Annotated in this window: 17 protein-coding genes and 1 pseudogene; 7 read left to right on the top strand and 11 right to left on the bottom strand. The window is 74.3% G+C overall.

Translation table 11 applies throughout. From position 1 onward, the window contains the following. The first annotated feature begins 20 nt into the window (after window positions 1-20). The gene (locus ACGF0D_RS07945) at window positions 21-764 is read left to right on the top strand and encodes a tyrosine-protein phosphatase (protein WP_392914333.1); all 744 of its coding nucleotides are present in this window, start codon (window positions 21-23) and stop codon (window positions 762-764) included. Window positions 765-872: 108 nt separating this feature from the next. Further along, window positions 873-1,634 (top strand): Clp protease N-terminal domain-containing protein, encoded by a 762-nt coding sequence (locus ACGF0D_RS07940; protein WP_392914332.1) that lies wholly within the window; start codon window positions 873-875, stop codon window positions 1,632-1,634. Window positions 1,635-1,746: 112 nt separating this feature from the next. Here ACGF0D_RS07940 and ACGF0D_RS07935 read toward each other — a convergent pair whose 3' ends face one another. Further along, on the bottom strand, window positions 1,747-2,238 hold the full coding sequence (locus tag ACGF0D_RS07935; RefSeq protein ID WP_392868022.1) for an NUDIX domain-containing protein: 492 nt from the start codon (window positions 2,236-2,238) through the stop codon (window positions 1,747-1,749). Window positions 2,239-2,327: 89 nt separating this feature from the next. On the opposite strand from ACGF0D_RS07935, the pseudogene ACGF0D_RS07930 reads away from it, so the two are divergent. Then, window positions 2,328-2,507, top strand: a pseudogene (locus ACGF0D_RS07930) (hypothetical protein); the annotation flags it as partial. Window positions 2,508-2,609: 102 nt separating this feature from the next. Here the strand turns inward: ACGF0D_RS07930 and ACGF0D_RS07925 are convergent. The 3 genes from ACGF0D_RS07925 to ACGF0D_RS07915 all read right to left on the bottom strand — a co-directional run bounded on the left by ACGF0D_RS07925 (window position 2,610) and on the right by ACGF0D_RS07915 (window position 4,547). Next, window positions 2,610-3,626, bottom strand: coding sequence for a sigma-70 family RNA polymerase sigma factor (locus ACGF0D_RS07925; protein ID WP_392914331.1), 1,017 nt, complete (start codon window positions 3,624-3,626; stop codon window positions 2,610-2,612). 220 nt (window positions 3,627-3,846) lie between these two features. Beyond that, entirely contained in the window at window positions 3,847-4,119 is a 273-nt protein-coding gene (locus ACGF0D_RS07920) for a hypothetical protein (protein WP_392914330.1), read from the bottom strand. A 161-nt stretch (window positions 4,120-4,280) separates the two neighbouring features. Then, window positions 4,281-4,547 carry a UBP-type zinc finger domain-containing protein gene (locus ACGF0D_RS07915; protein ID WP_392868030.1) on the bottom strand — a complete coding sequence of 89 codons (267 nt, stop codon included), beginning with the start codon at window positions 4,545-4,547 and terminating at the stop codon, window positions 4,281-4,283. A 364-nt stretch (window positions 4,548-4,911) separates the two neighbouring features. Between ACGF0D_RS07915 and ACGF0D_RS07910 the strand changes: the two genes are divergently transcribed. Next, a complete protein-coding gene (locus ACGF0D_RS07910; protein ID WP_392914329.1) occupies window positions 4,912-7,956 on the top strand; it encodes a lysylphosphatidylglycerol synthase domain-containing protein in 3,045 nt (1,014 codons plus the stop codon). A gap of 21 nt (window positions 7,957-7,977) precedes the next feature. Here the strand turns inward: ACGF0D_RS07910 and ACGF0D_RS07905 are convergent, their stop codons facing one another. Beyond that, the gene (locus ACGF0D_RS07905) at window positions 7,978-8,178 is read right to left on the bottom strand and encodes a hypothetical protein (protein WP_392914328.1); all 201 of its coding nucleotides are present in this window, start codon (window positions 8,176-8,178) and stop codon (window positions 7,978-7,980) included. Between the two features lie 212 nt (window positions 8,179-8,390). Between ACGF0D_RS07905 and ACGF0D_RS07900 the strand changes: the two genes are divergently transcribed. From ACGF0D_RS07900 to ACGF0D_RS07890, 3 genes are all read left to right on the top strand, one after another. Then, a complete protein-coding gene (locus ACGF0D_RS07900; protein ID WP_392868037.1) occupies window positions 8,391-8,885 on the top strand; it encodes a carboxymuconolactone decarboxylase family protein in 495 nt (164 codons plus the stop codon). Window positions 8,886-9,085: 200 nt separating this feature from the next. Then, window positions 9,086-9,730, top strand: a complete 645-nt coding sequence (locus ACGF0D_RS07895) for a class I SAM-dependent methyltransferase (RefSeq protein ID WP_392868040.1) — start codon at window positions 9,086-9,088, stop codon at window positions 9,728-9,730. Next, a complete protein-coding gene (locus ACGF0D_RS07890) occupies window positions 9,727-10,299 on the top strand; it encodes a TrmH family RNA methyltransferase (protein WP_392868042.1) in 573 nt (190 codons plus the stop codon). Before ACGF0D_RS07895 ends, ACGF0D_RS07890 begins: the two co-directional genes overlap by 4 nt. Window positions 10,300-10,403: 104 nt before the next feature. On the opposite strand, the gene ACGF0D_RS07885 is transcribed toward ACGF0D_RS07890, so the two are convergent. From ACGF0D_RS07885 to ACGF0D_RS07860, 6 genes are all read right to left on the bottom strand, one after another. Further along, the gene (locus ACGF0D_RS07885; RefSeq protein WP_392914327.1) at window positions 10,404-12,041 is read right to left on the bottom strand and encodes a hypothetical protein; all 1,638 of its coding nucleotides are present in this window, start codon (window positions 12,039-12,041) and stop codon (window positions 10,404-10,406) included. Continuing rightward, window positions 12,038-12,952 (bottom strand): ATP-binding cassette domain-containing protein, encoded by a 915-nt coding sequence (locus ACGF0D_RS07880; protein WP_392914326.1) that lies wholly within the window; start codon window positions 12,950-12,952, stop codon window positions 12,038-12,040. The genes ACGF0D_RS07885 and ACGF0D_RS07880 overlap by 4 nt, the downstream gene beginning before the upstream one ends. A gap of 44 nt (window positions 12,953-12,996) precedes the next feature. Further along, window positions 12,997-13,377 (bottom strand): hypothetical protein, encoded by a 381-nt coding sequence (locus ACGF0D_RS07875; RefSeq protein WP_392868051.1) that lies wholly within the window; start codon window positions 13,375-13,377, stop codon window positions 12,997-12,999. 303 nt (window positions 13,378-13,680) lie between these two features. Continuing rightward, complete coding sequence (locus ACGF0D_RS07870) at window positions 13,681-14,982, bottom strand: MFS transporter (RefSeq protein ID WP_392914325.1); 1,302 nt, start codon at window positions 14,980-14,982, stop codon at window positions 13,681-13,683. Beyond that, window positions 14,979-16,892 (bottom strand): hypothetical protein, encoded by a 1,914-nt coding sequence (locus ACGF0D_RS07865; RefSeq protein ID WP_392914324.1) that lies wholly within the window; start codon window positions 16,890-16,892, stop codon window positions 14,979-14,981. Before ACGF0D_RS07865 ends, ACGF0D_RS07870 begins: the two co-directional genes overlap by 4 nt. After that, window positions 16,889-18,112, bottom strand: a complete 1,224-nt coding sequence (locus ACGF0D_RS07860; RefSeq protein ID WP_392868058.1) for an ATP-grasp domain-containing protein — start codon at window positions 18,110-18,112, stop codon at window positions 16,889-16,891. The genes ACGF0D_RS07865 and ACGF0D_RS07860 overlap by 4 nt, the downstream gene beginning before the upstream one ends. Window positions 18,113-18,157 lie beyond the last annotated feature (45 nt).

Below are 18,157 nucleotides of genomic sequence, written 5' to 3'. Positions count from 1 at the left end.
CCGAGGAAAACGGGGATCCCATGAACCGGACGACGTACGCGCCGAGCAGCACCGAGGAACGCACCCTCGTCTGGGACGGCTGCCTGAACGTCCGCGACCTGGGCGGGCTGCCCACCGCCGCCGGCCGGCTCACCGCCCGCGGCGCGATGGTCAGGGCGGACAACCTGGACCGCCTCACCGCCGAGGGCTGGGACGCCCTCCTCGACCACGGCGTCCGCACCGTGGTCGACCTGCGCAACACCGAGGAGTACAAGCCGCTCCTCCCGCTCCCCGAGGACGTCGAGCTGGTCCGCGTCCCGCTGGACGAACTGGCCGGCCCCGCCTGGTGGGAGGCCCACGGACGACTGGACGGCACCCCGCTCGCGCTCCGCCCGTACCTGGACCACTGCCCGCACGCCGCCGCCGCGCTGGTCTCCGTGATCGCCGGCGCCCGCCCCGGTGGCGTGGTCGTGCACTGCGGCGCCGGCCGTGACCGCACCGGCCTGGCCACCCTCCTGCTGCTCTCCCTGGCCGGGGTCGACCGGGCCGCGATCACCGAGGACTACCTGATGAGCGGCCCCAACATCCGCCCGCTGTACGGGATGCTGGGCCTGCCCGACCCGTACCGCCGGATCGACGCGGTGCTCGCCGAGGCCGGGACCACCGCCGAGGCCGCCCTGGCCGCCGCGCTCGACGGGTTCGACCCGGTCGGCTACCTGCTCGCGGCCGGTGTCACGCCCGAGCGGATCGCCGCCGTCCGGGAGCGGCTGCTGCCCGCCGCGTAGCGCGGGCCGCCGGAGCCCCTTCGGCGCGTCGGGGCTCGTGAAAAGACCTTCGAAACCATCGTCAACCGATGGTTGACGATCCTCGGATCGACAACCTACGGTTGACGCATGGAGAATCCCGTTGTTCCCAACACCACTCCGCTGCGCCTCGACGACCTGATCGCCGCGATCAAGCAGGTCCACACCGACGCGCTCGACCAGCTCTCCGACGCGGTCATCGCCGCCGACCACCTCGGCGAACTCGCCGACCACCTCATCGGCCACTTCGTCGACCAGGCCCGCCGCTCCGGCGCCTCCTGGACCGACATCGGCCGCAGCATGGGCGTCAGCAAGCAGGCCGCCCAGAAGCGCTTCGTCCCCAAGGACCCGGGCACCCCGAACGACCTCGACCCGAGCCAGGGCTTCAGCCGGTTCACCCCCCGGGCCCGCAAGGTCGTGGTGGCCTCGCAGGAGGAGGCCCGGAAGGCGAGCAACGCCGAGATCACCCCGGTGCACGTGCTGCTCGGCCTGCTCGCCGAGCCCGAGGGCATCGCGATCAAGGCGCTCGCCGCCCAGGGCGTCACCCCGGAAGCCGTCCGCACGGCGGCCACCGCCGCGCTGCCGACCGCCGTCGAGCAGACGGTGCCCGCGCTGATCCCCTACGACGCCCAGGGCAAGAAGGTGATGGAGCTGACCTTCCGCGAGGCGCTCAAGCTCGGGCACAACTACGTCGGCACCGAGCACCTCCTGCTCGCGCTGCTGGAACTGGAGAACGGCCAGGGCGTGCTGGCCGGGCTGAAGGTGGACAAGGCCGAGACGGAGGCCTTCGTCTCCGAGGCGATCGCCGCCATCATCGCCGCCCGGAACCCGGAGTCCGAGTCCCAGGAGTGAGTCGCCACCGATGTCCTGACCCGGGCGCGACGACCGCCCGGGGCAGGGCACTTGCGCTGCGACTTCGGCTGCGGCGTCCGCTTCGGTGTCCCGCGCGCGCTTCCGCGTCCGCTCAGAACCCGGAGACGTTGGTGGTGACGATCCGGACCCGGCCGGCCTCCGCCGCCTCCAGCGCCGCCCGCAGCCGGGCCGAACGGGCCGGCCCGAGCAGGCCCATGGCCTCCTCGGTCGACACCCAGCGGTAGTCGTCCAGCTCACCGGCCGGGACGGTCACGGGGGTGTCGTCCGGGACGGTGCCGAAGTCGAACAGGAAGTGCTGGGCGGGGTGGTCGAGTTCGGCCGAGGCATGGGTCCAGGAGATGGCCAGCAGCTCGCCCGCCTCCTGGACGATGCCGGTCTCCTCCTCCAACTCCCGTACGGCGCACTCGACCGGGCCCTCCCCGAGGTCGATCGTGCCGCCCGGGAACTGCCAGTGCTCGCGGTACCCGGCCTTCACGATCAGGATCCGGCCGGACTCGTCCCGCAGCAGGCAGCCCGCCGCCGCGTAGATCCGGGGCAGGGACGCCAGCCACTCCTCGCGGGACTTCAAGGGCTCGGTCGTCACGGTGCTCCTCCTGGGGCAGAGTGGGTTCGGTCGCCCCCACTCTGCCACCCGACCGATGACTCCCGGCCGCCTCAACGGTCCTATCCGCCATGGACACCATGACGACCGCACCGCGCCGTAGCGCCCTCCTGACCTGCGACCTGGGCGCACTCACCGCCCCCGACCTGGCCGTCGTCGACGCGCTCGCCCGGCTACGGCTGGCCGCCGCCCGACACGGGGTGGCCGTGGTGCTGCGGAACGTCGGCGGCCCGCTGCGCGAACTGCTGGCGTTCAGCGGGCTCTCGGCGCTGCTGCCGGGCCCGGCCGACCTCGCCGACCTGCCGGGCCTGCCGGGCCTCCCGGACCTGCCGGAGCTGCCGGAGCTGCCGGAGCTACCCGGCGGCGGGCTCGGCCGGCACGGCGGGCTCGGCGGGCTCGGCGTCGAGCCGGGGCGGGAGGCCGAAGAGCGGGAAGAGCACGTCGGTGTCCAGGAAGTTGGTGAAGCCGGTGATCTTGTCCCCTGACACCTCCGGCACGATCAGCGCCCACGGTTCGTGCCCGCCCTCCGGGCTCGGCCGGTACTGGCCGAAGGCCGGCCCGCCGTTGGCCGTCACCGGGAGCAGCTGGGAACCGCGGCAGCCGTGCCCGGGGCCCAGCATCCACTCCCGGAGCTCGTCCCGACCACGCAGCCACATCGCGAACGGCGGCATGTTGAGCGTGACGTCCTCGTGCAGCAGCGCGGCGAGGCCGTCCATGTCGTACGCCTCGAAGGCGCGGACGTAGCGGTCCAGCAGCGCGCGGTGCTCCTCGTCCAGCTCCGGGGCCGGCCGGACCGCCGAGCCGTCGGCGGCGAGCGCCGCCCGGGCACGCTGGAGCGCGCTGTTGACCGAGGCCACCGTGACGCCCAGCAGTTCGGCCACCTCCGCGGCCTTCCAGCCGAGCACCTCGCGCAGGATCAGCACCGCCCGCTGCCGGGGCGCGAGGCGCTGGAGCACGGCGACGAAGGCCAGCTTCACCGACTCGCGCTGGGCCGCCACGTCCGCCGGATCCCCCGTCTCGGACAGCACCCGGCCGTCCGGCGCCGGGCCGATCCACGTCACCTCGGGCAGTTGGGTGTCGTACGCGGTGGCCACCGTGACCGGCCCGGCCAGGTCCATCGGCCGGGCCCGGCTGTTGCGGCCGTTCAACGCGTCCAGGCAGACGTTGGTGGCTATTCGGTACAGCCAGGAGCGCAGCGCGGAGCGCCCCTCGAAGCCCCCGTGCCCGCGCCAGGCGCGGACCATCGTCTCCTGCACGGCGTCCTCGGCCTCGAAGACCGAGCCGAGCATGCGGTAGCAGTAGCCGGTCAGCTCGGTGCGGTACCGCTCCAGCTGGAGCTCGACCGGCTCCTCCGTGATCACGTCGGTCATGGTGCGCCCCGCCCCCGTCGTCCTGCCGTGCCGTGTGCCCTGGTGAACGGGAGGAACGTAGCGCACAGCACTGACAACCGCCCCTCCGGCACCACGCGGCCCAGCGGGGGCGAGGGTGGCGGTGGCGGTCCTCCTCGCGGCCCGACCCGGCAAGGCCCCTGACCGCGCGTCAGGGGCGGGCGGCCACGAACCGGCCGCCCGCCCCGCGGTGTGCCGCGACTCAGTGGGCGGAGTGCTTCTCCGCGCCGCGGTGCCGGTGCCCCTTGAGCTCGGCGTGCATCGCCGGGGTCGCGTGCATCGTCGTGCCCGGCGCATCCCTTCCGCCGTGCCGGAAGACCCCGCCGGCGCCGAACCCGGCGGCGGCGTGGGTCATCGCGCCGGCGCTCGGCTCCGGTGCCAGCCGGATGGGCGGGCTCGCCATGCCCCGGCGCTCCAGCAGTTCCTGCGTTCCCTGGCGGAACTTGGCGGTGCTGCCGGGCATTCGCTTGGTCATCGTCGACCTCCCTTCGTCGGCCACCGGCCGGACGGATGCCGGCCGGAGGGGCCACACGGGCGTTATGTCCGGATTTTATCCGGGTTGCGGGGCCACGCCACCGCAGAGAAGCCGTGCGGGGAGGGGAGAGCGCCTCAGTCGCCTCAGTCTCCTCAGCCGCCTCAGCCCATGAGCTCGTGGACGAAGCACCAGCGCCAGTCCTCCCCCGGCTCGTACGAGCGGATCACCGGGTGGGAGGTGTTGTGGAAGTGCGCGGTGGCGTGCCGCTGCGGCGAGAAGTCGCAACAGCCGACATGCCCGCAGTCCAGGCAGATCCGCAGGTGCACCCAGTCCCGACGGCCCTGCGCCAGGCAGTCGGCGCAGCCGTCCGCGGGCGGCCGGGGCTCGATGTTCCGAGGGGCCAGAGCGAGGTCTTCGCAGGCGCTCATGACTGAAGGCTATGCCGCCCCGGTGCGGGGCGCCCGCTCTGGGCGAGGGGCGCGGCGCCGGCCCGGGGCGCCGGCTGGTCGCGACGGCCGATGGCGACGGCCGGTGGCGACGGCACCGGTCGAAATCCGCGCCACCCGGCGGCAGTTCGCCCACCGGGGCGCGCCCGGGCCCGGGTCCGCCGGAGCGGTCCGGCGACGGTCCCGGCAGGGCGTCCCGGGGGCGGTCCCGCCGATCCCCCTGCTCTTCGATGATCCGCGCCTCCCGCACCGCCGACGCCACCGGCCCGACAGGCGTGGCGCCCGTCCCGGGGACAGTGCCGAATCCCCGCTCCGTGCCCACGGACGGCATGGGAGCATGCCATCCGTGGCGATCGTGACGGGGAGAACGAACGGCGACACCGGCGGCGACCCCGGCGGTGCGCCCGCGCGGCAACGCGGCGCGGGGACGCGGGACGGCGACAACAGCGGCGCCGACGTCAGAAGCGGCAGCCGCGACACCGGGGCCCCGGCCGGCGGCAGCGCCGCACGGGCCACCACCCGGATACCCGGGCAGAGCGGCGGCGGCCGGTTCCGGACCCGCCCGCTGCCCGCCACCAGTCGGGTCCGGCAGCCCGTCGCCCTGATCCGGCTGCTCGGCGGCCTGTTCGCCATCGCCCTCACCCTGCTGCTCGCCGACTACGCCCGCGCCACCACCAGCGGCATCGCCGCCGACGTCGCCGAGGCGGCCGCGCTGGTGCCGCGCCCGCTGTCGGGCCTGGCCGCCGGGCTCACCACCGCCGCCGTCCTGCTGCTCCCGGTCGGCCTCGCCGTCCGCCGCCTGCTGGGCCCCGACCGGCGGCGCGCCCTCCAACAGGTCTCCGACGGGCTGCTCGCCGCCGTCCTCGCCTACGGTGCCACCCTCGGCCTCGGCCTGTGGGCCGACGACCTCGCCCCGGTCTCGCTGCTCACTGCGCTCACCCAGCCACCGCCCGGCGGCGGGCTGGGGCACACCGAACCCGTCTACGGCTACCTCGCGCCCGTCCTCGCCTTCATGACCGCCTCCGGCAGCCGGGAACGCCGCCTGTCCTGGACCGTCCTCGTCCTCTCCGGCCTCGCCGGGCTGACCGGCGGGTACGCCACCCCCACCGCGCTCCTGCTCGGGCTGCTGATCGGCTGGACCGGCGCCCACGGCACCCTGTACGCCGTCGGCACCCCCGACCCCTGCCCACTACCCGGCGAGGTCCTGCGCGCCCTACGCGACAGCGGCCTGCGCCCGGTCGAGGCCAAGCCGGCCGGGCCCGACCGCTACCGGGTCCGGCAGGCCGACGGCCTCCCCGAGCTCGACGTCCAGATCCTCGACCGGCAGGCCGTCACCGCGGCCGCCGTCCAGCGCGCCTGGCGCCGACTGCGCCTGCGCACCGCCCCCGACCCGCGCGTCCTGCGCTCCCCGCGCACCGGGCTGGAGCACGAGGCACTCGTCACCTACGCGGCCCTCGCGGCCGGCGTCCGCACCCGCCGCATCGCGGCCACCGCCGGCCTCGGCCAGGACACCGCCCTCATCGCGTACGAGCGGCTGGCCGGACGCACCCTGGACGAACTCGCCGACGAGGAGATCACCGACGATCTGCTCACCGACGCCTGGCGGCAGCTCGCCCTGCTCCAGCGCCGCGAGATCGCCCACCGCGCCCTCGTCCCCTCCTCCCTGCTGATCGACGACTCCGGCGCGGTACACCTGGTCGACTTCGCCGACGGCGACATCGCCGCCACCGAACTCGTCCTCTGCTGCGACCTCGCCCAGCTCCTCACCACCCTCGCCCTGCGCGCCGGCGCCGCCCGCTCCGTCCACACGGCCACCGCCGTCCTCGGCCCCGACCCCGTCGGCGCCGCCCTCCCGCTCCTCCAGCCCATCGCCCTCACCCACACCACCCGCCGCGCCCTCAAGCAGCACGCGAAGCACGCTGCCGCCGGGGCGGCCGGGGGCACGGGTGCGGTGAAGGACGCCCACGCGGCCGGCGGCGCGGCCGCAGGGGCGGCCGGGGGCGCAGGAACCGGCGCGGGCGCGGGCGCGGTGAACGACGCAGGCACGACCGGCGACGTGGCCGGGGGCGTCGGCACGGCCACCCTCGCGCCCCCGCGCGGACACGAGGCAAGCGACACGGGCACAGCCACCGTCACGGCCGGGCACGACAACGCAGCCGACACCGACGCGGCCGACCTCGACGCCCACGCGGCCAGCGACGCGGCCGGGGACACCGGCACAATCACCGTCGCCGCCCCACGCAAACGCGAGGACGCCGACGCAGCGGACCGCGACGCGCGCGCGGCCGGGGGCGCCGTCGCCGCCCCGGCAGGCGACGGGTCCAGTGCCCGCGCCGCCGCCCGCCCGGAGCCCGGCCCGGAGGCCCCCGCCGCCGCGCCCGGTGGCCTGCTCGACGAGATCCGCGCGGAGGTCCTGCGTACCCGCCCGCAGGTGGTGGGCCGGCCGGTGCGGCTGGAGCGGTTGCGGCCGCGGACGCTGCTGGTCGTGGTGGGTGGGGTGATGGCCGGGTGGCTGTTGCTCCCGCAGTTGTTCGCCGCGGAGGACAACCCGGTCTCCGCCCTGGCGGACGCCGATCCCTGGTGGCTGCTGCTGGCGGTGCTGGCGGCCGCGACCAGCCACGTCGCAGCGGCCATGGGCTTCGTCGGTTTCGTTCCGGAGCGGCTGGACTTCCGCAACGCGGTGCTGGCGCAGGTGGCCGGGTCGTTCGTGAAGCTGGTGTCGCCGGGCGGTGTCGGCGGGATCGCGCTGAACACCCGGTTTTTGCAGCGGGCCGGGATCCCGACCGCCCAGGCGCTGTCCAGCGTCGGCGTGGGGAACCTGATCGGGCTGGCGCTGCACCTGTTGCAGCTCGGCGCCTTCGTCTACCTGGTGGACTTCGCGCCGGGCAGCTCCGAACTGGACGCGCTGTCCGCGGTGGTCGGCGGGCTGGCGGGTGCGGTCGCGCTGCTCGCGGTGGTGTCGGCGATCCCGGTGGCGCGGCGGTGGCTGGCGACGCGGCTGCGGCCGCTGACGGCGGAGGTGCTGCCGCGGCTGCTGGACCTGCTGCGCAGCCCTTCCCGGCTGGCGGTGGGGGTGACCGGCCAGCTGCTGGTGTCGCTCTGCCTGATCGCCTGCCTGTACTGCAGTGTCCGGGCGATCGGCCGGGAGCCGTCGTTCGCCGCGGTCGCGGTGGTGTTCCTGGTGGGCAACGCGGTGGGCAGCGCGGCACCGACCCCGGGCGGGGCCGGCGCGGTGGACGGGATGCTGCTCGGGCTGCTCCAGCAGACCGCGTCGATGGAGCGGGGCGGCGAGCTGGCCGCGGTGGCGCTGTACCGACTGCTGACGCTGATCCTGCCGGTGCTGCCGGGGTGGGCGGCCTTCGTCTGGTTGCAACGCCGCCGGGCCCTGTAGCCGCCGGGGGGCACTCGCCCGCTACTCCCGGTACTCCTCCTCGTCGTGCCGCACCGGCCGGGTCTGTTCCACGACGTCGGCGACGTTGGTCGCCGGGTCCGCGCCGAGGGCCCGGCGCTCGGCCACCTCGTCGTAGGTGTCGCCCTCGGATGCCTTCTCGTCGGGCTCGACGGTCTCGGCGGTCTCCTCGATCAGGTATTCCTCGTGCTGTTCCTGCGGCATGGCATCCGTCCTCACTGTTCGGAGGCCTTCACGGGCCCGGCTGGCGGTACTGGCAGTATCCGCCGCCCAGCGCCCGGACGCGACGTGCCGACACTGCTCCGGCGTGTTGCCGGGGCTTGCGGGATTCCCCGGCCGACCGGACGGATTGACCCACGAAACCACCTCCTGAATGACCCAGAGAGGGGGTTCATTCCGCACCTAGGGTCGTAGCCATGACGACGAACGAGAACACCGTGACCGCCCGGGCCGCCGAGATCACCGAGGCCCCCGCCCGCCTCGAGTACGCCCGCACCGTCCCCAAGGTGTTCCGCGCGATGATCGCCTTGGACGCCGCCGCCCGCGAGGGCCTGGACCCCGCCCTGGTCGAGCTCGTCCAGATGCGCACCTCCCAGCTGAACGGCTGCGCGTACTGCCTGGACATGCACGCCAAGGACGCCCGCAAGGCCGGCGAGACCGACGAGCGGATCTACCTGCTGCCGGTCTGGCCGGAGGCCCCGGCCGGGGTGTACACCGAGCGCGAGCGGGCCGCCCTGGCGCTGGCCGAGGAGATCACCCGGATCGGCGGTGGCGTCTCGGACGCGGTGTACGCCCGGGCCGCCGCGCACTTCGGGGAGGCCGAGCTGGCGCAGCTGATCTCGGTCTGCTTCACCATCAACGCCTGGAACCGCATCAACGTGGCCACCCGCAAGACCCCCGGCACCGCCTGACCGCGCCACCCGGCCGCAGCTCCGTCCGGGGCGGCGGCCGGAGCGGCGAGCGGGGTGGCGAGCGGGGCGGCGAGCGGGGCGGCGAGCGGGGCGGCGGCCGGAACGCCGTCCGGGCCACCGGGGGTACGATCGGTGCCGTACAAAGGGCTAACCCACACCCACCCGGTGGCCCCGAGGCCCATACGAACGACGGGGAAATCATGTCCGGCTCGCACTACTTCACCGGTGCACCCGAGGTCGCCAGCGACCGCCGGCCGATCACGGTCTCCCTCCCGGACCTCACCCTGGAACTGACCACCGACACCGGGGTGTTCTCCCGCAGCCGGCTCGACCCGTGCACCCGGATCCTGCTGGAGCACGCCCCGCAGCCGCGGGTGCGCGGCCCAATCCTGGACATCGGCTGCGGCTACGGTCCGATCGCCCTGACCTGGGCGAGCCGCCGCAAGCGCCTCCCGGTCTGGGCGGTGGACGTCAACGAGCGCGCCCTGGAGCTGGTCCGGCTGAACGCCGAGGCGCTGGGGCTCGGCAACGTCCAGGCCTCCCTGCCCGACGACGTCCCGGAGGACGTCCGCTTCGCCACCATCTACTCCAACCCGCCGATCCGGATCGGCAAGGCCGCGCTGCGCCGCCTGCTCACGCACTGGCTCGACCGGCTCACCCCGGACGGCTCGGCGTTCCTGGTGGTGCAGAAGCACCTGGGTTCGGACTCGCTCCAGAAGTGGCTGAACGAGCAGGGCTACCCGACCACCCGGGTCACATCGGTCAACGGGGTGCGGATCCTGGAAGCGCGGCCCCGCCCCGAGGTGGGCGAGGGCTCCGAGAGTGGACGAGGTACGACGACGTGAAGCAGCTGCGCGGGACCGAACTGAAGCGTCTGCACCGCTCGTGGCGGCGCAGCAACGAGTTCCGGCTCGCGATGATCCTGGAGAACCTCCAGTCGCCGTTCAACGTCGGCTCGGTGGTCCGCACCGGCGCGGCGATGGGCGCCGAGAAGCTGTACCTGGTCGGGGACACCCCGTCGGTGCGCTCGTCCGGCGCGCAGAAGGCGGCGATGGGTACCGACAAGTACCTGAAGGTGGAGCACTTCCCGACCGTCGCCGAGGCCGTGGCGGCGGCCAAGGCGGACGGCTACAAGGTCGTCGGCCTGGAGCTGGCGGACGAGGCGGTGCCGATGTTCGCCGCCGAGCTGACCCCGGCGGTGGCCTTCGTGCTCGGGCACGAGGACCGCGGGATCACGCCCGAGGCGCTGGCGCTGTGCGACCAGGTGGTGTTCGTGCCGCAGCTGGGCCGGGTCGGCTCGCTGAACGTCTCGGCGGCCGCGACGGTGGCCTGCTACGAGGCGCGCCGGCAGGGCTACGCGATCAGCGGCACCCCGGACGGCGACCTCGCGGGTGACCTCGGCGACGACGAGTAGCGAGCAGCCGAACAGGCGGGTCGCGCGGCCGGGTGGCCGCCCGAAGCGCGCGTGGAGCCCGGTCCGTCTTCCGACGGGCCGGGCTCCCGGCTTCGGTCGACTCTTCAGCCCTTGACGTTCCGTCGGACGGAACCGACCAGGAACACCACCGCGAGCATCGCCGCGGACAGCGCCCCGACCGGCAGCGGCCCGGGCCCCGCCGGACTGCCGTTCACGCGTATGGCGCCCATGAAGTCGACGGCGGAGACGTTGTTGACGAGCATCCACCAGAGCGGCAGGTAGATCGCCTGGAAGAGCCGGTGGCTCCGGCTCACCACGCCGAGCGCCATGGCCAGCGAGGGGACGAACAGCGCGCCGCCGAGCCAGCAGGCCGCCCCCGCGGCGTCGCCCGCCACCAGGATGCGGATCAGCGGGGCCACGCCCGTCACCGCGGTGAGCACCAGCCCGGACGCCCATTCGGCGAGCAGCCGGCGCCGGGCCGACGGGTAGGCGCCGAGCAGCACCTCCAGACCGTTCTCGACCTGCTGGCTGCCGAGCCGGGACCAGACCAGGACCGGCCACAGCCACGCCAGCGGTAGAAGCAGGCCGGTGACGGCGTTCAGCGGCAGCGCGAACCCGGCCACCGTCAGCCCGGCCGCGACCAGCCACCACCAGCGGGAGACGCCCTGCACCAGGATGCGGAGCTCGCCCGCGAGCAGCCGGCCGAACGCCCCCGCCCGCCGCGGTTCGGTCCGCGGCAGGGCGCCCGGCGCGGCCGCCCAGCGCGCCCCCGCGGGATCCGGCCCGTCGAGCGCGGACGGCCCGCCCGCCGCCTCGGCGCCCGTCGGCACCGCGACCGTACCGGCCGACCCGCGCGCGGGGTCGAACCTGCCGAACCACAGGGCCGGCAGCAGCGCCACCGCGACCGCCGCCAGGAGCAGCGCCAGCCGGGCGAGGACGAATCCGGCGGACGGGTCGAAGCCGCCCCAGTGGAAGGTGCCCAGCGGGGTGTCGACCTTGGTCAGGCCGAGGCTGAACCCGCCCGGGTCGGCCGTCCCGTGCCGGGCCTCCAGTGCCGCGCCCATCGACCGCGCGACCTGGTGTACCCCGAGGCCGTCCAGCGGTGCGGAGGCCGACTGCCCGCCGATCGCGAGCACCATGGCCAGCACGAACCAGACGACGTTCCCGAAGCCGCCCCGCAGCAGCGGCACCGTCTCGAACAGCAGCGCCGCCGCCGCGGTGAGCGCCATCAGGGGCAGCGAGAGCAGCAGGAACGGTTCGAGCAGGCGGATCGGGTCGACCGTGCGGTCCTCGCCGCGGGCGAGTTGCATCAGCAGCGCGGTGACGGCCAGCACGCCGACCATGGAGGCGAGCACCAGGAGGTTGCTCAGGAACTTGGCCAGGAGGTACCGGTCGGTGCGCAGCGGTGTCGCGGCGAGGATCAGGCCGACCCCGGTCGTCCCGTCCCGGGCGATGCCGCTGCGCACCACGTAGAAGCCGCCGAAGGTGAGCCAGAGCGCACCGGCCAGGGCGGTGACGACGCCGACGTAGGCGCTGTTGTAGACGCCCCGGTTGCCGCCCACGTCCATGATCGTCCAGTGGCCGCCGGCGTCCGGTACGGCCAGGTAGCCGAGCCCGACCGCGGCGAGCAGCGTCACGGCGTACACCGGCCGGCGCACCCGGTCGCGGAAGTCGCCGACCGCCATTGCGACGAGCAACGACCCGGGCGCCGCCCTCCCGGGCGCGTTCACCGCCGCGCTCATCGCCGCACCGCCCGCCGACCGGCCGGCCACCCGGCGCCGCCCCGCTCCCCCGCCCCGTGGATGACGCCCAGGTAGGCGTCCTCCAGGTCGGGCGGCACCCGGACCGCGTCGGGCTGCGGCTGCTCGGCGGCGAGCAGCCGCAGCCTCACGCCGTTCCCCGTCCGCACCATCCGGCTGACCACGTGGCGGGCCTGTACCTCCAGGAGGTCCGCGGGGGCGACCACGGCCTCCCAGACCTGACCGTCGATCTCGCGGAGCAGTTCGTCGGGCGCGCCGCGGCGCAGCAGCCGGCCCCGCGCGACCACGGCGATGTCGGAGGCGACGGACTCGACGTCGGAGACGATGTGGGTGGACAGCATCACCACCCGGTCCGCCGCGAGTTCGCTGAGCAGGTTGCGCAAGCGCACCCGCTCCTCCGGATCCAGGCCGGCGGTGGGTTCGTCGACCACGATCACCCTCGGGTCGGCCAGCAGGGCCTGCGCGATGCCGACCCGGCGGAGCATGCCGCCGGAGTACGCGCCGAGCGGACGCTTGACCGCCTCGGTCAGGTTGACCAGTTGGAGCAGCTCGTCGATCCGGGCCCGGGCGGAGCGGGCGCCGATCCCCTTGGCGGCCGCCAGGTAGGACAGGAACTCCCGCGACGTCAGGTTCGGGTAGACGCCGAAGTCCTGTGGGAGGTAGCCGAGTTCCCGGCGCAGCCGGTCCGGTTCGGCCACCGCGTCGGCGCCCAGGTAGCGGACCCGGCCGGCCGTGGGCCGGGTGACCGTCGCCACGATGCGCATGAGCGAGGACTTCCCGGCGCCGTTCGGCCCCAGCAGGCCCAGCATCCCGGGGCCGAGGTGCATGGTGATGCCGTCGACGGCCCGCTTGCCGCCCTTGTAGTCCTTGGTGATGTCGATCAGTTCGAGCATGGTCTCCGTCTTCCCGGCCTTCCCCGCGGAAGGGCTCGTCGGCTTCAGCCCTTGAGGTCCGTCTCGCGCCCGTCCCGCAGGACCGCGACGCCCTTGGGGACCTCGACCCGGTACTTGGTGTCGCAGTTCGCGAGCCCGGAGCAGCCCGCCCGGAGTTCGAGGACGCCGTCCAGCAGTGTCCAGGACTCCTTGGCGGTGCCGAGCTTGCCGCTCGTGTCGAACCAGCGGGTGACCTTGACGTCCTGGCGGTCGGCCGCGACGAGGTCGGCCGGTGCGCCGTGCGCCTTGACGTTCAGGCTGGTGCCGGCGAACGCGAAGGTCTTGTCCTCGGGCGTGGCGTCCGTGGCGTCGGCGCACCCGGCGAGCGGGACGAGGGCGGCCACCGCGAGGGCGAGCAGGACTGGTGCGGACGGGCGTCGATCCACCGGGGCCTCCTTGCGGCCGGGTTCGGTTTCGGGGCGCGCTCCCTGGGCAGGTGAGCACGCTCGCAAGCCTGGCCGATCCGCGGCCTCCTGCCATCTGCCGTTCGGCAGATATCCGGTGGGGGCGAAGGCGGTCCGCTGTGCCGAAAGGGGGAGTTCGGCGCGCCGAGAACAGCGGACGGCCCAGGGGAACAGCGGACGGCCCGGGGGAACAGCAGACGGCCCGGGTCGGATGCCGTCCGACCCGGGCCTCGCCCAACCGCCCGCCCGTGCGGGGAACCGCCCGACCGCGCGGGAACCGCCCCGCTACGCGGCCCCGGCGGGCTGCTCGGCCGGCCGCTCCTCCGCCGCCGCCGAGGCGACGGTGAGCCGCCGCAGGTCGCGGCTGAGCAGCGCCGCCCCGGTGGCCAGCACCACCAGCGCGGCACCCCACAGCAGCGCGGCCCGCACACCGATCCGGCTCGCCACCGGCCCCGCGACCATCTCGCCGATCGGCAGCGCGATGAACGACCCGAGCGCGTCGTAGGAGTACACCCGGGCGAGCCGGTCGGCCGGGATGTTCTCCTGGAGCGACACGTCCCAGGCCACGCCGAACTGCTCCAGCGCCACACCGTTCAGGAACATCGCCACCCCGAGCAGCAGCGCGCCCGGCGCCTCGGCGAGCACGACCAGCGGCGCGGCCTCCAGCACCACCAGGGCCACGCCCAGGAACAGCGCGTGCCGGGCGCGCGAGCGCGCCGCGAGGAAGCCGCCCGCGACGGCGCCCGCCATCTGCGCGGCCAGGACCGCGCCCCACAGGCCGCGCCCGAAGGTGTCGTCGGCGACGCCGAGTCCGAGCACCTGGACGCCGCCGGCCACGACGGCGTTCACCACGGTGAACTGGAGCACCACCGCCACCACCCAGGTGCGGGCGGTGAACTCCCGCCAACCCTCCTTCAGTTCGTGCAGCGGACGGGAGCGTTCGGCGGGCTCGGCGGCGTCGGCGGGCTCACCGGAGTCGGTGCCGCTCGCCGTGATCCGGACGCCGCGGAAGCACAGCGCGGCGAGGAACAGGCAGAGCGCGTTGCCGGCGAGCCCCCACCCCGGACCGATCAGCGCGGCGACCACACCGCCCAGCGAGGCGCCCACGATCATGCCGAGGTTGGTGGCCATCCGCATCAGCGCGTTGGCCGGGCGCAGCACGTCCGCGGGCACGGTCTGCGGGGTCAGTGCCGCCGAGGCCGGCAGCGAGAGCGCGGACAGGGCGCCGTTCGCCACGCTGAGGACGACCAGCAGCGGGATCGAGGTCCAGCCGGCCAGGACGCTCAGCGCGACCACGGCCTGCACCAGGGCGGCGCCGACCGCCGAACCCTGGAGGATCAGGGTCCGGGAGAACCGGTCGGCGACGACGCCGCCGAGGAGCAGCAGCACGACGTTGGCCAGCGAGCGCGCGCCCACGACGAACCCGAGGTCGGTCGTCGACCCGGTGAGGTCGAGGACCGCGAAGCCGAGCACCACGGGTGCCATCGCGTTGGCGAAGTAGATCAGCAGCCGCCCGCCGGCGAGCTGCCGGAACGCCCGGTGCCGGAGCGGTAGGAACGTCTGGCTGCCTGCCGGGGACAGACTCATGCGGTCGGGCTCCCAGGGCTTCGGCCGGTGCCGGCCGGAGCCGGCGGGGAGGACGGGGAGGACGGGGAAACGGTGAAGTGCACGCGCCGGGTGGAGATGCCGAGGTCGTGCACCGCGTACGGGGTGAAGTAGTACGCCTGAGGCGTGGCCTCGGCGGCGATCTCGACCTCGAAGTCGCACCGGGCGCTCTCCCCGGCCCGAACTTCCTTGCGGCTCAAGGCCGGACGCGCACGGGCGTTCAGGTACATGGGCAGCACGATACCCGTGTTGACGGTGCCCGCCCGGTGCGGAGCGACGGTGATCGAGACGCGCAGGGTCGTCCCGGCCTCGACCGTGTCGGGCGCCGACACCCGCAGTTCCGCGCCGTCCACCGGGGAGTTGACCACGTCGCCGCACCGGGCGCAGAGCCCCTGCACCGTGTCGGCGATGACCGGGACCAGCCCCCGCCGGGTGTAACTGCGCAGCGGACGGCCGCAGTTGCACAGCCAGTCGAGGTCGACGGGCTCCTCGGCGAGGCTGCGCTCGCCGAAGTAGGTCGGGAACTGCAGCACGGCGTCGTCGTGGTGCTTGGCGATCCGGTGGGCCAGGGCGAGGTCGAGGGACTTCGTCTCCTCGGCGATCGCGGCCAGCGCGGGCGGGCCGTCCTGGGGCGACAGCGCGACGATGCGCGACGCGTAGCGCAGCACGCCGTCGGAGAGCTGCCGCAGCCGCGGGCGCAGCGGGTAGTCCTCGCCCAGCAGGCCGCTGTCGAGCAGGCCGGACAGCCGGGCCCCGACGGTGTGCAGCGGGAAGTCGGTCGCAGCGGAGACCCCGGCCGAGGCCACCGGGGCCGCCTCGACGCCGGCGGCCGGCTCCGCCCGCTCGGCGACCCCGCCGGACCACAGCCCGATCTGCACGAAGGACGGGTAGGGGTTGATGTCCTTCAGCCGTTCGTTGATCGCCCTGGCCGCGTTCCGCTCGCCGGAGCTCTCGGTGAGCCAGGCGAGGTTCTCCGGGCGCGCGCCGTCGCAGGCCGTCAGGGTGGCGACGACGGTCTGTGCCGGGCCGTCCAGCGCGTCGAGCAGGATCACGTACTTCGGGTCGTACATCGCGTGGTCGGTGAGCGGGCCGCTGAAGCAGTTGGCGAGCACCAGTTCCGCGGCCCTGATCCGCCGGGCGGGGATCAGCTTCTCCTCGGGCTTGGTGCAGCCCAGCCCGTAGGCGCACTTGGGGCCCGCCAGGTTCGGGTCCCGCTCGCCGACCGGGCTCAGCCCGCAGAGGGTGAACTGCCCGAGGTTGAGCTGGTCGTCCTTGCCGTTCCCGTGGAACAGCATCCGGCGCCAGACCCGGTCCAGGGCGATGCCCTGGATGTCCTTGTGCCGGACGTCCTCGGCGCCGAACCAGACGGTACCGGGTGCCGCCGGCAGGGCGTCCAGCTCCGAGATCACGCCGATCCCGCCGTCCGGCGAGGCGTCCGCGTACTGCTTGGCGACGACCCAGCTGACGGTGTGGGCGTCCCGGCCGGTGAGCAGGAACAGGTCCCGGCCCTGGGCGTAGGTCTGCTCGACGACGTCCTGGACGTCGTCCGCGCGCAGGTCGGCGTAGCTGCCGAGGACGAGGACGGAGCCGGTGTCGGGCAGGTCCTCCACCTTCGTGACCCAGGTGCGGGCCAGCGGCCCGGCGAGGCGGCGGACCTCCTCGGGCAGCGAGGCGCCGACCACCACGCCGGTCCCGGCGGGCTCGGGGGTGCGCCGGCCGGCGTAGACGGGCCGGGCCAGCGCGATCCCGTCGAGCAGGTCGCGCCGCGCGCCGGTCCACACCGGGATCGCGGCGGTGCCGGTGCCGTCGGCCAGCCACGCGGTGACGGCCTCGGCGTAGCCCGGCAGGGCCTCGTGGGCGACGAACGGGGATTCCTGTGCCGGCTCGGTCACGCGTCCGCCACCTTGAGCTCGAAGTGGTCGAGCACGGCCTGCATGCGCTGCTCGACCTCGTCGGCGGTGGCGCCCTCGACGTGGACGTAGCCGGTGCTGGCGTGCGAGGCGCGCGGCGGGTCGAGCAGGTCGCCCGGCTGGGCGGTCAGGTGGGCGCCGATGACTCCGGGCAGCCGGAGCAGCTCCTCCTCGGTGCTGATGCTCACCAGGAGGCCGGGCCGGGTGGGCAGCAGCAGGTCGCCGACCGCGCGGTCCAGGGTGTAGTCGGGCACCGGGACCCGGTCGATGTAGGTGTCGAGGATGACGCGCAGGAAGTCGAAGCCGTACGCGAGCCCGTGGTTCATCGGCACCTCGCAGCCGCTGAGGCGGGCCGCGACCTCGCTCATGTGGAACTCGCCCTCCTCGGTGAGGAAGAACTCGCCGTGCAGGTAGCCGTACGGGATGCCCAGCCCGTCGGTCAGCCGCTGGGCCAGCTCCTTGGCGTCGACCGGGAGTTGCTCGCTCGGCGCGTAGGTGATGTTGGCGTTGATCGCCCCGTCCAGGACCTCGATGATCGGGCGGGGGTTCTTGGACAGGTAGGCGTCCACGACCCGGCCGCGGGCGATCACCGCGCAGAGCTGGAACTCCCGGCCGGAGATGTACTGTTCGACCATCCACTCCAGCTGCGGGTCCAGCGGCGGGACGTCCGCGAGCCCGGCCGGCGAGTCGATCCGGTAGGTGCCGATGCAGGAGTCGGAGTCGATCGGCTTGAGGATGACCGGCCAGCCGTGGTCGGCGCCGAAGGCCTCGACGTCCGCCAGGACGGTGACCGGACGGTAGGCCGCGTGCGGGATGCCCAGCTCGGCGTACCGGTCCTTCATGGTCTTCTTGTTCCGCACCCAGGCGACCTGCTCCTCGCTCAGGTGCGGCAGGCCGACGAGGGCGGCGAAGCGCTGGGCGGAGGCCTGGAGGGCCTCGTTCGGGTTGCAGAAGTACTGCGGGCGCTCGCCGACGGTCTCGATCCAGGCCAGGTAGCGGGCGGCCTCCTCCTCGAGCGGGGCGGCGGTCGCCAGGGTGAAGGTCGGCACGTCGGCGGTGCGCTCGACGTACTCCGGGGTGAGCTGGACGGAGTCGAACCGCAGCAGCACGACCGAGACGTCGTCGCGGCTGAGCACGCTGTCGGTGAAGGTCGCTCGACGGCTCTCGACCAGAAGGACGACGGGGCGCTGGGGCGTGGTCATATGGCTTCCTCGCTGGAGCGTTGCTGGGGAGGGGAGTTTGGGGAC

This window comes from Kitasatospora sp. NPDC048298 (genome assembly GCF_043201465.1).
In the GTDB taxonomy this organism is placed as follows: Bacteria; Actinomycetota; Actinomycetes; order Streptomycetales; family Streptomycetaceae; genus Kitasatospora.
Note: the sequence above shows the minus strand (reverse complement) of the source record. Positions and strands in the feature narration are given on the sequence as shown.

Coding starts and splice junctions, on each gene's coding strand:
- ACGF0D_RS07925 (WP_392914331.1), bottom strand. CDS start 3,626: ATGACCGACGTGATCACGGAGGAGCCGGTCGAGCTCCAGCTGGAGCGG.
- ACGF0D_RS07940 (WP_392914332.1), top strand. CDS start 873: ATGGAGAATCCCGTTGTTCCCAACACCACTCCGCTGCGCCTCGACGAC.
- ACGF0D_RS07905 (WP_392914328.1), bottom strand. CDS start 8,178: ATGCCGCAGGAACAGCACGAGGAATACCTGATCGAGGAGACCGCCGAG.
- ACGF0D_RS07945 (WP_392914333.1), top strand. CDS start 21: ATGAACCGGACGACGTACGCGCCGAGCAGCACCGAGGAACGCACCCTC.
- ACGF0D_RS07895 (WP_392868040.1), top strand. CDS start 9,086: ATGTCCGGCTCGCACTACTTCACCGGTGCACCCGAGGTCGCCAGCGAC.
- ACGF0D_RS07915 (WP_392868030.1), bottom strand. CDS start 4,547: ATGAGCGCCTGCGAAGACCTCGCTCTGGCCCCTCGGAACATCGAGCCC.
- ACGF0D_RS07860 (WP_392868058.1), bottom strand. CDS start 18,112: ATGACCACGCCCCAGCGCCCCGTCGTCCTTCTGGTCGAGAGCCGTCGA.
- ACGF0D_RS07920 (WP_392914330.1), bottom strand. CDS start 4,119: ATGACCAAGCGAATGCCCGGCAGCACCGCCAAGTTCCGCCAGGGAACG.
- ACGF0D_RS07870 (WP_392914325.1), bottom strand. CDS start 14,982: ATGAGTCTGTCCCCGGCAGGCAGCCAGACGTTCCTACCGCTCCGGCAC.
- ACGF0D_RS07900 (WP_392868037.1), top strand. CDS start 8,391: ATGACGACGAACGAGAACACCGTGACCGCCCGGGCCGCCGAGATCACC.
- ACGF0D_RS07880 (WP_392914326.1), bottom strand. CDS start 12,952: ATGCTCGAACTGATCGACATCACCAAGGACTACAAGGGCGGCAAGCGG.
- ACGF0D_RS07885 (WP_392914327.1), bottom strand. CDS start 12,041: ATGAGCGCGGCGGTGAACGCGCCCGGGAGGGCGGCGCCCGGGTCGTTG.